The organism is Variovorax sp. J31P207 (genome assembly GCF_030316965.1).
Lineage (GTDB): Bacteria > Pseudomonadota > Gammaproteobacteria > Burkholderiales > Burkholderiaceae_C > Variovorax > Variovorax ginsengisoli_B.
This window is the reverse complement of record NZ_JASZYN010000005.1, coordinates 1-13376: the sequence shown is the minus strand read 5'-3', so window position 1 is coordinate 13376 and position 13376 is coordinate 1. Positions and strand designations below refer to the sequence as shown.

The window sequence follows — 13376 nt, the reverse complement described above, 5'->3', positions numbered from 1 at the left end:
GCTCTCGGAGGTGGTTTGGTGGGCGGGTTCGGGAAAGCGTGGGGGGTGTTGGAGGGGCGTGCGCTGGGGGAGGCCCGGCAAGCGGTGCGGGCCGGTCGACCCCACTGCGCCGGCCCTTCGGGCTGCCTTGCGGTGCTCGCTCCAGGCGGGGTCCACGCGAAACTCGCTTCGCTCAAACACGCGCGGCCCTTATCCGCCTGAAGCTGCGCTCCTCAGCGGCGCAGAGGGGATCGCCCGTCCCGCACCGCTTGCCGGGCTTGGGGGTGATCAAGCCATCCCGGCGTCTCCAACGCCGATGCAACCCCGACGTATCAGCGGTGGTGGGCGGTATGCACTGGGCCGGCCGTTGAGGCACCGCCGAGCAGCGGAGCGAGTTTGCGCGGACCCCGCGTACCGCGAGCAGCGCAGGGAAGCCCGAAGGGCCGGTGACGTCGGCCGGTCCAGTGCATACCGCCCGCCATCGCCGCCCCGAACACGCCGCCGCCCCTGTCTGTCAACCAGCGTCAGGCGCAACAGGATGCTGCGCCATCGCCTCCAAGGCACGCACCAATGCCGAATGGTCTTCCTGCCCGTACCCCAGCGCCGAGCATGCGTTCATCAATTGCGCCGCACTCGCAGTCTGCGGCAGCGCCACCCCCAGCGCACGCGCCCCTTGCAGCGCCAGGTTCAGATCCTTCTGGTGCAAGGCGATGCGGAACCCCGGGGCGAAGGTGCGCTTGATCATGCGCTCGCCGTGCACCTCCAGGATGCGCGACGACGCGAAGCCGCCCATCAATGCCTGCCGCACCTTCGCCGGATCCGCGCCGGCCTTGGAGGCGAACACCAGCGCCTCGCCGACCGCCGCGATGTTGAGCGCCACGATGATCTGGTTGGCCACCTTGCAGACCTGCCCGTCGCCGACGTTGCCGACCAGCGTGATGTTCTTGCCCATCTTCTCGAGCAAGGGCCGCACGCGCCCGAATGTGCCTTCGTCGCCGCCGCACATGATCGTGAGGCTCGCCGCCTTCGCGCCCACCTCGCCGCCCGAGACTGGCGCATCGATGTAGCCGCAGCCCAGACCGATGATCCGCTGCGCGAAGTCCTTGGTCGCGATCGGATCGATCGAGCTGCAATCGACCACCACCTTGCCCTTGGACAAGCCTGCGGCCACGCCGCCTTCGCCGAACAGCACCTTCTCGACGTCCGGCGTGTCCGGCACCATGATGAAGACGATGTCCGCTTGCCGCGCCACCTCGGTGGCCGACACGCAGACCTTGGCCCGCGAGGCGAACGGCTGCGGCACATCGCCGTGCGTGTTCACGAAGAGCTCATGGCCGGCGTCGAGCAGGTGGCCCGCCATCGGCGCACCCATGATGCCGAGGCCGATGAAGCCGATTTTTTGTGCGTTCGTTTGCGTCATGTCGCGAGAGGTCCTTGTCTTTGGTTATTGGGTCAGCGCCGTGCGCCATCCGAGGCCGTCGAGCGTCGTGCCGCGCGGCTTGTATTCGCATCCGATCCACCCGGCATAGCCCAGCGAATCGATGTGCCTGAACAGCCACGGGTAGTTGATCTCGCCCGTGCCCGGTTCGCCCCGCCCCGGGTTGTCGGCCAGCTGGATGTGGCCGATCCGGGCGATGTTCCGGGCCAGCGTGTTGCCCAGTTCGCCCTCCATGCGCTGCGCGTGGTAGATGTCGTACTGCACCCGCAGGTTGGGCGAGCCGACCTCGTCGATCAGCGCCAGCGCCTGGTCGGTGCGGTTCAGGTAGAAGCCGGGGATGTCGAAGGTGTTGATCGGCTCGATCAGCAGCCGGATGCCGGCGCCCAGCAACTCCTTCGATGCGAAGCGCAGGTTGTCGACCACCACCTTGCGCGCGTCCGCATGCGTCACCCCTTCGGGCAGCTTGCCGAGCAGGCAGTTGACCTGCGGGCATCCCAGCGCCGTTGCGTAGTCGATCGCACGCGCCACGCCTTCGCGGAACTCGCCCACGCGATCCGGATGGCAACCGATGCCGCGCTCGCCCGCATCCCAGTTGCCGGCCGGCAGGTTGTGCAGCACCTGCGCCAGGCCGTTGTCGCGCAGGGCGGCCGCCAGCTCCTTCTTTTCGTAGGCGTAGGGGAACAGGTACTCGACGGCCTTGAAGCCGGCCTTGGCGGCGGCCTCGAAGCGCTGCATGAAGGGCAGCTCGGTGAACAGCATCGTGAGGTTGGCTGCGAATTTGGGCATGTGTTTGTCTCCTCTTTAGTCAGTTGAGGACAGAGCAAAAACTGCTGCGCAGTTTGTTGGTCTGTCCCGCAAAGTCTCAGCAAGTCGAGGACAGAGCAAAAACTGCTGCGCAGTTTCTTGGTCTGTCCCGCAAAGTCTCAGTCCAACATCGCGGCCGCGATCGCCGTCGGTGCGTCCTCGGCGCTTTCGGCCAGCGCCTCGAATTCGTTGATGGCATCGATCTCGGTGCCCATCGCGATGTTGGTCACGCGCTCGAGCATCACCTCGATCACCACCGGCACGCCGAACTCGGCCATCAACGCCTCGGCGCGCTGGATCGCCGGTGTCATCTCTTCCTGCTTGTAGACCCGGATCGCCTTGCAGCCCAGGCCCTCGACCACCTTCATGTGGTCGACGCCATAGCTGCGCTCGACGCCGGCGTCCTCGGCCGCGTTGATGTTGTCGAAGCCGAGCTGCACGCAGTAGTCCATCTCGAAGCCGCGCTGCGACTGGCGGATCAGCCCGAGGTAGGAGTTGTTGACCACGATGTGGATGTAGGGCAGCTTGAACTGCGCGCCCACGGCCAGCTCCTCGATCATGAACTGGAAGTCGTAGTCGCCCGAGAGCGCGACGATCTTGCGGGTCGGGTCGGCCGCGCGAACGCCCAGCGCCGCCGGAATGGTCCAGCCCAGCGGGCCGGCCTGGCCGCAATTGATCCAGTGGCGCGGGTTGTACACGTGCAGAAATTGCGCCGCCGCGATCTGCGACAGGCCGATGGTGCTCACGTAGCAGGTGTCGTGGCTGAAGTTGTTGTTCATGCACTGGTACACGCGCTGCGGCTTCATCGGCACGTCGGCGAAGTTGGTCTTGCGCAGCAGCGTCTTCTTGCGTCCGCGGCACTCGCCGGCCCATTCGCCGCGGTCGCGCAGCTGGCCCTTCGCCTTCATCTCCTCGGCCACCTGCACGAAGAGTTCGAGCGCCGCCCTGGCGTCCGACACGATGCCGAAGTCGGGCGTGAAGACGCGGCCGATCTGCGTCGGCTCGATGTCGACGTGCACGAAGGTGCGGCCCTTGGTGTAGACCTCGACCGAGCCGGTATGGCGGTTGGCCCAGCGGTTGCCGATGCCGAGCACGAAGTCCGACGCCAGCATGGTCGCGTTGCCGTAGCGATGGCTGGTCTGCAGGCCGCACATGCCGGCCATCAGGGGGTGGTCGTCGGGGATCGCGCCCCAGGCCATCAGGGTCGGGATCACCGGCACGCCCGTGGCTTCGGCGAAGCGCACCAGCAGGTCGCTGGCGTCGGCGTTGATGACGCCGCCGCCGGCGACGATCAAGGGCCGTTCGGCGGCATTCAGCATCGCCAGCGCCTTCTCGACCTGGGCCCGCGTGGCAGCCGGCTTGTAGGGCGTGAGTGGCTCGTAGCTGTCGATGTCGAACTCGATCTGCGCCATCTGGACGTCGAAGGGCAGGTCGATCAGCACCGGGCCGGGGCGGCCCGAGCGCATCAGGTGGAAGGCCTGCTGGAACACCTGCGGCACCTGGCCCGGCTCGCGCACCGTGACCGACCACTTGGTGACCGGCTTGGAGATCGACTCGATGTCGACCGCCTGGAAGTCTTCCTTGTAGAGCCGGGCGCGCGGCGCCTGGCCGGTGATGCACAGGATCGGGATCGAATCGGCCCAGGCCGAGTAGAGGCCCGTGATCATGTCGGTGCCGGCCGGCCCCGAGGTGCCGATGCACACGCCGATGTTGCCGGCCACCGCGCGGGTGTAGCCCTCGGCCATGTGCGAGGCGCCCTCGACGTGGCGCGCGAGGATGTGGGCGATGCTGCCCTGCTTGCGCAAGGCGGAATACAGCGGATTGATGGCGGCGCCGGGAACGCCGAAGGCCTGGGTCACGCCTTCCTTTTCCATCACGAGCACGGCGGCCTGGGCCGCGGTCATCTTTGCCATGCGAGTCTCCTTGGGTTGGACTCGACTGTAGGAATTCGGGCCGGTTTGCAGAAGACGGCCCGCGGCCATAAAGCCTATTCCTGGGTGGAATAACTGGCTACCATCCGGGGATGGACCGATTGCTGGCGATGGAGATGTTCGTGCGCGTGGTGGAGACCGGCAGCTTCTCCAAGGCGGCGCGCGAGTTCAACACCACCCAGCCCACCGTGACCAAGCAGGTCGCGGCCACCGAGGCCCGTCTCGGGGCCCGGCTCCTGAACCGCAACACCCGCGGCGTCAGCCTGACCGAAGCGGGTGCGCTCTATTACGAGAAGTGCAAGTCGATCGTGCGCGAGGCCGAGGAGGCCGAGAGCATCGTCAAGCTGCGCCAGTCGCAGGCGCAGGGCCTGCTGCGGATCGGCACCTCGACCGCCTTTGGCCGCCGGGTGGTGGTGCCGCTGGCGCTCGAATTCATGGCCCGGCACCCGCAGGTGCAGGTCGACCTGAGCTTCGAGGACCGCTATGTCGACCTGGTGGCGCAGGGCATCGACGTTGCGATCCGCATGGGCAAGCTGGCCGATTCCTCGCTGGGCGCGCGTTTCCTCGGCATGAATCCATGGGTGATGGTGGCGGCGCCGGCCTATCTCCGGGCCCACGGAACGCCGAAGAAGGCCCAGGACCTGAGCGCCCACGTGGCGCTGATCTACAGCAGCGTGGTCGGCGACGACGTCTGGCACCTGCACACGCCCAAGGGCGAGCCGGTCACGGTGCCGGTGTCGGGCCGACTGCGCTCGAACAACGTCTCGGCCGTGCTGGCCGCCGCGCGGGCCGGCCTCGGCATCGCGCTGATGCCGCGCTACGTGGCGAGCGATTCGCTGGCGTCGGGGCAGGTGAGCGAAGTGCTGGCCGACCATGGGCTGGCCGAGCAGGAGATCCACGCCGTGTTCCCCTCGCCCAAGCTGGTGCCGGGCAAGGTGTCGAGCTTCGTCGCCTTCCTGCAGGGCCGCTTCGGCGACCGCTGGTGGAATATTTAGCTCGCCCCCAGGTTGCCCGGCACTTCGTGTCCGGGCGCCCACCCCCTGCCGGGGGCAACACCAGCGGCCTGGCGAAGCCAGTTCCGCGGTGTTTCACCAACAGGCCTGGCTGCGCCGGCCGATGGAAGAGCGGGTAAAAAGTGAGCCAACCCGAAGGCGCGCTCAATGCGCCTGCGAAGCCACCGGAAGATCGGGCAGCACGTTGAGGATCCGCAGCGTCTGCTGCACCACCGCGCTGAACACCGGCGCCGCCACGAGGCCGCCGAAGTACTTGCCGGCACTGGGCTCGTCGATCATCACCGCGACGATGATGCGCGGCTTGTCGATCGGCGACATGCCGGTGTACCAGGCGCGGTACTTGTTGCTCGCATAGCCCTTGCCGACCTGCTTGTGGGCGGTGCCGGTCTTGCCGCCGACCGAATAGCCTTCGGTCTGCGCCAGCGGCGCGGTGCCGCCGGGCGCGGCCGCCATGTGCATCATCTTGCGGACCTGGGCCGCGACCAGCTCCGAGAACACCGGCACGCCGACCGGCGGCTCGTGGGTCTTGAGCATGGTGATGGGAATCACCTTGCCGCCGTTGGCGAACGCGGTGTAGGCATGGGCGATCTGGAACAGCGAGGCCGACAGGCCGTAGCCGTACGACATCGTGGCCTGCTCGATCGGGCGCCAGGACTTCCAGGGCCGCAGCCGGCCGGTCACGGCGCCCGGGAACTGGGTCTGCGGCTTCTGCCCGAAGCCGAGCGAGGTGTAGGAATCCCACATCTCCTTGGGCGTCATGCGCTGCGATATCTTGGTGGCGCCCACGTTGCTCGATTTCTGGATCACCGTCTCGGTGGTCAGGACGCCGAAGTTCTCGTCGTCGTGGATGGTGGCGCCGGCCACCGTGATGCGGCCCGGATTGGTGTCGATCACGGTCTGCGGCGTGATCCGGCCCAGCTGCAGCGCGGTCGCCACGGTGATCGGCTTCATCGTCGAGCCGGGTTCGAAGACGTCGGTCATGGCCCGGTTGCGCAGCTGCTCGCCGGTCATCTTGCGGCGGTCGTTCGGGTCGAAGCTCGGGTAGTTGGCCATCGCCAGCAGTTCGCCGGTGGCGGCGTCGACCACCACCGCGCTGCCGGCCCTGGCCTTGTTGGCGACCACGGCGTCGCGCAGGGTCTCGTAGGCGACGGCCTGCACCCGGTCGTCCAGGCTCAGCTGGACATCGTGGCCGTCGACCGGCGGCACCTGCTCGCCCAGGTCCTCGACGACCGCGCCGAGCCGGTTCTTGATCACCCGGCGCGAGCCGGCCTTGCCCGACAGTTCCTTGTCGAAGGCCAGCTCGATCCCTTCCTGGCCGACGTCCTCGACGTTGGTGAAGCCGGCCACGTGCGCCGCCGCCTCGCCCTCGGGGTACTGGCGCTTGTACTCGCGGCGCTGGTAGATGCCCTTGATGTCGAGCGCCGCGATCTGCTTGGCGACGCGGTCGTCGACCTGGCGCTTGAGCCAGACGAAGCTCTTGTCCTCGCCGAGCTTGCGCGAGACCTCGGCCACCGGCATGCCGAGCAGTTCGGCGAGCTTGCGCAGCCGGGGGGCCAGCGCCGGGTCGTCCTGGTCGACGTCTTCCGGAATCGCCCAGATGCTGGGCGCCGGCACGTCGGAGGCCAGGATCAGCCCGTTGCGGTCGAGGATGTGGCCGCGGCTGGCCGGCAGCTCGAGGGTGCGGGCGTAGCGCGCCTCGCCCTGGTGCTGGAAGAAGTCGTTGTCGATCACCTGCACGTCGATCGCGCGGCCGGCCAGCACGGCGAAGCCCAGCGCGATGCCGGCGACGATGAACTTGCTGCGCCAGGCCGGCGTCTTGCTCGCCAGCAAGGGGCTGGTGGCGTAGCGCAGGCTGGGCCCGCTGCGATTCATGGTTCGGGTTCCCTGTCAGGACAATGGGGGCGGCGCGTTGTCGTCGGCTTCGTTCGAGGAGGCGAACAGATCCCAGGCCGCCATGAAGAGCGCCGCGATCACCGGTCCGATCACGAAGCCGTTGATGCCGAACAGCGCGATCCCGCCGATGGTCGACATCAGCACCACGTAGTCGGGCATCTGGGTGTCCTTGCCGACCAGCAGGGGCCGCAGGATGTTGTCGACCAGGCCGATCACGAAGACGCCGACGAAGATCAGGCCGAGGGCCTTGGCCGTGGCGCCGACGGCCAGGAAGTAGATCGCCACCGGCCCCCAGATCAGCGCCGCGCCGACCGCCGGCAGCAGCGACAGGAAGGCCATCAGCGCACCCCAGAGCAGCGAGCCCTGCAGGCCCATCAGCGAGAAGGTCACGCCGCCGATGAGGCCCTGCGCCGCCGCCACCGCGACGTTGCCCTTGATGGTGGCGCGGATCACGGTGGTGAACTTGTTCAGCAGGTAGTGGGTGTGCGGCTTGGCCAGCGGCAGCGACGCGCGGATCGTCTTCGACAGGTCGGCGCCGTCGCGCAGCAGGAAGAACAGCAGGTACAGCATGATGCCGAAGCTGATGAGGAATTCGAAAGTGTTCTGGCCGATCGCCACGGCATGCGTGGCGATCGCCTGGCTGCCCCGGGCGGCCGCCTGCGAGACCTGCTTGATCAGGCCCTCGACGTTGCCGAGGCCGAAGCGGTCGAGCAGGCTCAGCGCCCATTTCGGGATCGCGTTGACCACCTGCTGGAAGTAGCTGGAGAAGCTGATGTCGCCGGAGCGGATCTTCTGCGACAGCAGCGACACCTCCTCGACCAGCGACAGGCTGACCGCGACCAGCGGGATGATCACCACCACCATCGCCATCAGCAGCGTCGTGATGGCGGCCAGGTTGCGCCGGCCGCCCATCTTCTTGAGCAGCCGCCGGTAGATCGGGGTGAACAGGATCGCGAGGGCGAGGCCCCACATCACGGCACCGAAGAAGGGGAAGAGGATCCAGCCGAAGGCGATCGTCACGACCGCCAGCAGGAAGAGAAAGGTGCCGCGCTGCAGCGCTGGTGAATTCATGGCGGATCGACTTTAGCCTGAAATGTGGCTCGCCCCCAGGTTGCCCCGCACTTCGTGTCGGGGCGCCCACCCCCTACCGGGGGCAACACCAGCGGCCCGGCAAAGCCGGTTCCGCGGTGTTTCACCAACGGGCCTGGCTGCGCCGGCCTCCTGCAGGCAAGGACAGTGGCGCGAGCGTGCTGCGGAGGCGTTCGTCGGCGTCGGGCTGCGGCGGCGCCTCGACCTGCAGCGCCTGCTCGACGTTGCCGATGTGGTCGAGCATCAGTTGCCGGGCGTGGGGCGTGTCGCCGGCTTCCAGCGCGGCCACGATCGCGGCGTGCTCGGCGCAGGACTCGGCCGCTTCGTGCCGCGACTGGAAGAGGGTGGCCGCCAGGGTGGTGCGTGCGGTCAGGTCGCGCAGCACGTCGCACAGCAGGCGGTGGCCCATCTGGTCGGCCAGGCAGACGTGGAAGTCAGCCAGCAGGAAGGCGCGGGTGGCGGCGTCGGCGCCGGCGATGGCGCGCTGCTCGTCGGCGATGTGCTCGCGCAGCTTGCGGATCACCTTGGCGAGCGGCCGGCCGGCTTCGGCCAGGATGCCGGCTTCGACGATGCGGCGGGCGGCGAAGGCGTCGCGTGCCTCGTCGGCCGAGGGTTCGACCACGTACCAGCCGCGCCGCGACTGGACCTCGACGAAGCCGCGCGCCTGCAATTGCATCAGCGCCTCGCGCACCATGGTCCGGCTGACGCCGAAGTTCTCGGCCAGGGCCTGCTCGCCGAGCCGCTCCCCGGGCGCCAGCTTCTGCGCCAGGATGGCTTCGACCACGCGCTCGGCGATGTGGGTGGGCGTGACGTCGGTCATCGGCGGGTCAATGGGTGGCCGGGATGGCGGCCGGCGAGCCGGGATCGGCCAAGGGTTCGTCTTCGGGCGAGTGGGTGCCGTTGAGCACCGCATGGGCCCGTTCGCGGTCGATGTCGCCCTCCCAGGCGGCGATCGCCACGGTGGCCACGCAGTTGCCGATCAGGTTGCCGAGTGCGCGGGCGATGCCCATGAACCAGTCGACCGACAGCACCAGCACCAGCCCGATGGCGGGGATCGCGGGGATCGCGTGCAAGGTGGCAGCCAGCACCACGATGGCCGAGCCCGGCACGCCGTGCGCACCCTTGGAGGTGACCAGCGCGATCGCGAGGATGGTCAGCAGGTCGGCCATCGAGATCGGCGTGTTGGTGGCCTGGGCGATGAACACCGCGGCCAGCGTGATGTAGATCGAGAAGGCGTCGAGGTTGAACGAGTAGCCGGTCGGAATCACCAGGCCCACGGTCGAGTCGCGGATGCCCATGTGGCGCAGCTTGGCCATGATCTGCGGCAGCACGCTGTCGGAGGAGGTGGTGGCGAAGACGATGGTGAGCTCTTCGCGCAGGTAGCGCAGCAGCTTGACCAGGCTGAAGCCCGACAGGCGCATCACCAGCCCGAGCACCACGAAGACGAAGAACAGCACCGCGACATAGAACAGCGCCACCAGCATGCCGAGCTGCTTGAGCGAGCCGACGCCGTACTGCCCGACCGTGAAAGCGATGGCGCCCAGTACGCCCAGCGGCGCCAGCTTGATGATGATGCCCATGATCTTGAACAGCACCAGCGAGAGCGCATCGACCACCTGCGCCACCGGGCGGCCGCGTTCGCCGAGCAAGGTCAGCGCGCAGCCGAACAGCACCGCGAACAGCAGCACCTGCAGCACGTCGCCGGTCGCGAAGGCGTTGACCACCGTGGTCGGGATCAGCTTCATCAGGAACTCAACCGTGCCGCCGCTGGTGAGCTTGTCGGCGGTCGAGGCATAGGCGCTCATGGCCGCCGGGTCGAGCTTGGACGGGTCGACGTTCATGCCGACGCCGGGCTTGAAGACGAAGGCCAGCACCAGCCCGAGCGCCAGGGCGACGGTGGTCAGCACCTCGAAGTAGACCAGCGCCTTGACCCCGACCCGGCCGACGCGCCGGAGGTCGCCGGCGCCCGAGATGCCGTGCACCACGACGCAGAACACCAGCACCGGGATGATCATCTTGATCAGCTTGATGAAGCCGTCGCCCAGAGGCTTGAGCTTGACGGCGAAGTCCGGGAAGAACAGGCCCGCAACGACGCCGAGCACCAGCGCGATGACCACCTGACCGAAAAGCGATTTGGCGAAACGTGGCATGAAGATTCCCCATGAAGGTTTGCATGCAAGCTGCACGTTGTCTTGCATACAAGCAATGTAGGCAAGATTCGAAGAGGAGTGTTTGAGGGTATTCCCGAGTGGGTCGGGCCCCTCATACTTGCGTCGAGGTCCCCAATCAGCCGCACGTGCTGGCTCATTGGAGCTTGGCAAGGCGCTCCTCGGCCACGTCAGCCGCTTCGGATTCTGGATACGCGTCTACGACGTCTTGAAGCGTCCGGCGGGCCGCTTTGACATTCATGAGTTCTACTTGGCAATCGGCCACAGACAACAGCGCGTCGGGTGCACGCAGATGACTGGGCTCGGCCGTCACCAGCGCCCGGAAATTGACTTCAGCATCCAAGTAGTTGTGCAGGGCGTACTGGACACTACCCAGCCAAAACAGCGCAGAAGGCTTGTATCTGCTTTGCGGATAGTGCTTGACGAAAGCCACAAGGCCATCTTGTGCTTGAGCGATGTCGCCTTCGCGAAGAGTGGCAAGCGCTGCTTCAAACTCATGCTTCTCGGCTGGGCCGACGACAAACCGCTGGCCATCCACCGAGACCATGGTCGACTCAACATTGCGCTCGCCAGCGCTCTGTTCCGTGCCCGTCTGGCTTCGCTGCATATCGGCCATGCCATGGGCCAGCTCCACGTTTTGTCCGCGCACACTCGCCACTTCGTTGCGCAACTCCTCCATCTGGTTGGAAAGATCGAGCATGCTGCGACGAAGCTGGACATTGTCCTCATTGGCTTTTCTCAGGTCATCTGCGACTCGCTGCTGGGAACTGGAGACCCTTTGACGCAACTCGATGGCGCTCGCGGCTGAAAGGGCATACAGGCCATGCCCAATGGTGCAGCCCGTCGAGCACGCCACGCCCGCGCCCATCAATGCAGCACCGACCCGACGGCGAAAGTCGCCGCTCAACAAAGCCCAGAAAACCACCCCCAAGAAAGTCAGCGGGGCCGCGCCCAGCCCAGCGAAGCGGCTCGATATGCCGAGCGCGCTGGGCGTGCTCGATCCAGACATACTCGTTCCTCCAAGGCGGTTGCCAATTAAATCCTGAAGGAAACAGACTTAGGACAGTAGGGTCATGACGCCATTTCTTCAGGTTTGGCGTGCAGAGGTTTACTCAGCGAACAAACCGCTGCTCTCGCCATGACTTCGCGTTTCGCGAGAAGACCCTTGCCCCGAACTTCGTCATCGTGTTCGACGCTCACTTCAGCAGGCAGCCCGAATCGGCCCAGGACGACCCTCGGCCCAAGCCAAGCGCCTACGCATGCAGCCGCGCGCCCGGATCGCATGAAATTCCCACGCACCGAGGGCGTTAGCGAAATGTCGAGACAGCCCTCAGCAGGCCGTCCAAAGAAGAGAGCCGGCTGAGGTTGTTGTTGCCCGCAACGGGCGCGCTCAGGACCCCTGCGGTCGAGTGCCCGCGAAATCTCGACCGATTTCTGTTGCACTGCGCATGGCATCAAGCGCTGGAGATGCCCGATACCGGGCCTCGACCTCCTCGAGGGCGTTGACTGCGCTCTCTACCTCCCGCACGGCGTCGTCGTCGTCACCGTAGCGGGCCTTCAGCTTGGCGCGAAGGCAGTTCAAGTATTGAAGGTGGCGGGACATGCTTCGCTCCTCGGAGGGGGACGTCAATCAGGCAGCCAGGGCACAGAACTTGAATCAAGCATGAACTTGCTCGGAGAGCAGGATATCCGTCGACAGGACGGGGTTGTGACATAAGTGTGTCAACTCGCGTCCGAGGTGTCGCACGCAGCAGGAGGCAGGCGACCGGCATCGGTCCGGAAGCGCGAGGCTCAGCGCGGATTGCCGGCGAGACGCAGCCAGATCGGAAACTGACGATCGAAATCCTGCGGAGTGATTTCAGCGAGGTGCTCGCAGGCGGTATCAGGGAGCGCCACGGTCATTTCCTCGTGCCACAGCACGATGCCGAGCAGTCGATGGACCTGGATGCGTTCCTCGCGTGGAACCGGAAATTCCGACACATGCGGCGGCAGCCGAAGCATCGAAACGCGTCGCCGCACCTCGATGACGATCCATCCCGAACGTTTCGCCCTGATACGCACGGCTTTGGCCAACCAGATCTGGAGGCGCAGCTCCCACGCCAGAAGGAGCAGGAGGATCAGCATCGCGGCCAACATGCAAAGTCCGATGTAAGCGGTTCGTGCGTAAAGGAATTTCGTCAACAGGCTCAGTCGCAAGACTAGGCTTCGGGACGGCGCTGCGCAATACTTCAAAGAGCCTATCGCGTCAACTTGTTCACGAAATTGAACGCTCTGTGGCTCAACAGCAACTTCATCGGATGCGTTCGGGCCAGCCTCTGGGCTGAGTGCGCCTACTGCTGCGGGGCACCATCACAAAAGCTTCATCATTCGGGCGTACGCTGCTTCGCGCGGGACGGTCGGCCGGTGCTGGCAGAGGTTGCTTCGGCGCCCGCCCATTCCGGGCGGGTCCTCGATGCCGGCGACCCGCCCCATGCAGATCCTTGCGACCTGAAGGGGAGTGCCCATGATCACGCTACCTAGACTCGCGGCCCTTGGCCTGATCGCCGCAGCGAATCTTCTGAATCCGGTTGCCGCCCAGGAAGCCACCGGCGCCGGCGCCAGCTTCCCGGCGCCGCTCTATTCCAAGTGGGCCGCCGATTTCAACAAGGCCACCGGCGCCAAGATCAACTACCAGTCGGTCGGCTCGGGCGCCGGCATCAAGCAGATCGATGCCAAGACGGTGGACTTCGGCGCTTCCGACATGCCGCTGTCCGACGACGAACTCAAGACCAAGGGCCTGATGCAGTTCCCGACCGTCATCGGCGGCGTGATCCCGGTGGTCAACATCCAGGGCATCAAGCCGGGCGAACTGAAGCTGAGCGGCCCGGTCCTGGGCGACATCTACCTGGGCAAGATCACCAAGTGGAACGATGCCGCCATCAAGGCGCTGAACCCCTCGCTGAACCTGCCGGACGCCACGATCGCCCCGGTGCGCCGCGCCGATGGTTCGGGCACCACCTTCCTGTTCACCAACTACCTGAGCAAGGTCAACCCGGACTGGAAGGCCAAGGTCGGCGACGGC

General features: G+C 66.4%; 12 protein-coding genes. 2 read left to right on the top strand and 10 right to left on the bottom strand.

What is annotated here, in order from left to right; all coding sequences use genetic code 11:
- Positions 1 to 493 precede the first annotated feature (493 nt).
- The 3 genes from QTI68_RS17895 to gcl all read right to left on the bottom strand — a co-directional run bounded on the left by QTI68_RS17895 (position 494) and on the right by gcl (position 4134).
- Entirely contained in the window at positions 494 to 1399 is a 906-nt protein-coding gene (locus QTI68_RS17895) for a 2-hydroxy-3-oxopropionate reductase (RefSeq protein WP_286523233.1), read from the bottom strand.
- Between the two features lie 24 nt (positions 1400 to 1423).
- The gene (gene hyi / locus QTI68_RS17890) at positions 1424 to 2203 is read right to left on the bottom strand and encodes a hydroxypyruvate isomerase (RefSeq protein WP_286523232.1); all 780 of its coding nucleotides are present in this window, start codon (positions 2201 to 2203) and stop codon (positions 1424 to 1426) included.
- A 137-nt stretch (positions 2204 to 2340) separates the two neighbouring features.
- Positions 2341 to 4134 carry a glyoxylate carboligase gene (gcl, locus tag QTI68_RS17885; RefSeq protein ID WP_286523229.1) on the bottom strand — a complete coding sequence of 598 codons (1794 nt, stop codon included), beginning with the start codon at positions 4132 to 4134 and terminating at the stop codon, positions 2341 to 2343.
- A 110-nt stretch (positions 4135 to 4244) separates the two neighbouring features.
- Here gcl and QTI68_RS17880 point away from each other — a divergent pair, with 110 nt between their 5' ends.
- Positions 4245 to 5147, top strand: coding sequence for a LysR family transcriptional regulator (locus QTI68_RS17880; protein WP_286523227.1), 903 nt, complete (start codon positions 4245 to 4247; stop codon positions 5145 to 5147).
- Positions 5148 to 5309: 162 nt separating this feature from the next.
- Here QTI68_RS17880 and QTI68_RS17875 read toward each other — a convergent pair whose 3' ends face one another.
- The 7 genes from QTI68_RS17875 to QTI68_RS17845 form a co-directional block, all read right to left on the bottom strand.
- Positions 5310 to 7037 (bottom strand): peptidoglycan D,D-transpeptidase FtsI family protein, encoded by a 1728-nt coding sequence (locus QTI68_RS17875; protein ID WP_286523226.1) that lies wholly within the window; start codon positions 7035 to 7037, stop codon positions 5310 to 5312.
- 15 nt (positions 7038 to 7052) lie between these two features.
- Positions 7053 to 8129, bottom strand: coding sequence for an AI-2E family transporter (locus QTI68_RS17870; protein ID WP_286523223.1), 1077 nt, complete (start codon positions 8127 to 8129; stop codon positions 7053 to 7055).
- Between the two features lie 121 nt (positions 8130 to 8250).
- Complete coding sequence (locus QTI68_RS17865) at positions 8251 to 8967, bottom strand: GntR family transcriptional regulator (protein WP_286523222.1); 717 nt, start codon at positions 8965 to 8967, stop codon at positions 8251 to 8253.
- Between the two features lie 7 nt (positions 8968 to 8974).
- Complete coding sequence (locus QTI68_RS17860) at positions 8975 to 10297, bottom strand: C4-dicarboxylate transporter DctA (protein WP_286523220.1); 1323 nt, start codon at positions 10295 to 10297, stop codon at positions 8975 to 8977.
- 154 nt (positions 10298 to 10451) lie between these two features.
- Complete coding sequence (gene ybgF, locus QTI68_RS17855) at positions 10452 to 11324, bottom strand: tol-pal system protein YbgF (protein ID WP_286523219.1); 873 nt, start codon at positions 11322 to 11324, stop codon at positions 10452 to 10454.
- A gap of 381 nt (positions 11325 to 11705) precedes the next feature.
- Complete coding sequence (locus QTI68_RS17850) at positions 11706 to 11918, bottom strand: hypothetical protein (protein WP_286523217.1); 213 nt, start codon at positions 11916 to 11918, stop codon at positions 11706 to 11708.
- 188 nt (positions 11919 to 12106) lie between these two features.
- Positions 12107 to 12511 carry a hypothetical protein gene (locus QTI68_RS17845; protein WP_286523215.1) on the bottom strand — a complete coding sequence of 135 codons (405 nt, stop codon included), beginning with the start codon at positions 12509 to 12511 and terminating at the stop codon, positions 12107 to 12109.
- Positions 12512 to 12818: 307 nt separating this feature from the next.
- Here QTI68_RS17845 and pstS point away from each other — a divergent pair.
- A partial coding sequence (gene pstS, locus QTI68_RS17840) for a phosphate ABC transporter substrate-binding protein PstS (RefSeq protein WP_286523214.1) occupies positions 12819 to 13376 on the top strand: 558 nt, incomplete at its 3' end.

Coding starts and splice junctions, on each gene's coding strand:
- QTI68_RS17860 (WP_286523220.1), bottom strand. CDS start 10,297: ATGCCACGTTTCGCCAAATCGCTTTTCGGTCAGGTGGTCATCGCGCTG.
- hyi (WP_286523232.1), bottom strand. CDS start 2,203: ATGCCCAAATTCGCAGCCAACCTCACGATGCTGTTCACCGAGCTGCCC.
- QTI68_RS17850 (WP_286523217.1), bottom strand. CDS start 11,918: ATGTCCCGCCACCTTCAATACTTGAACTGCCTTCGCGCCAAGCTGAAG.
- QTI68_RS17870 (WP_286523223.1), bottom strand. CDS start 8,129: ATGAATTCACCAGCGCTGCAGCGCGGCACCTTTCTCTTCCTGCTGGCG.
- ybgF (WP_286523219.1), bottom strand. CDS start 11,324: ATGTCTGGATCGAGCACGCCCAGCGCGCTCGGCATATCGAGCCGCTTC.
- gcl (WP_286523229.1), bottom strand. CDS start 4,134: ATGGCAAAGATGACCGCGGCCCAGGCCGCCGTGCTCGTGATGGAAAAG.
- QTI68_RS17880 (WP_286523227.1), top strand. CDS start 4,245: ATGGACCGATTGCTGGCGATGGAGATGTTCGTGCGCGTGGTGGAGACC.
- QTI68_RS17875 (WP_286523226.1), bottom strand. CDS start 7,037: ATGAATCGCAGCGGGCCCAGCCTGCGCTACGCCACCAGCCCCTTGCTG.
- QTI68_RS17895 (WP_286523233.1), bottom strand. CDS start 1,399: ATGACGCAAACGAACGCACAAAAAATCGGCTTCATCGGCCTCGGCATC.
- QTI68_RS17865 (WP_286523222.1), bottom strand. CDS start 8,967: ATGACCGACGTCACGCCCACCCACATCGCCGAGCGCGTGGTCGAAGCC.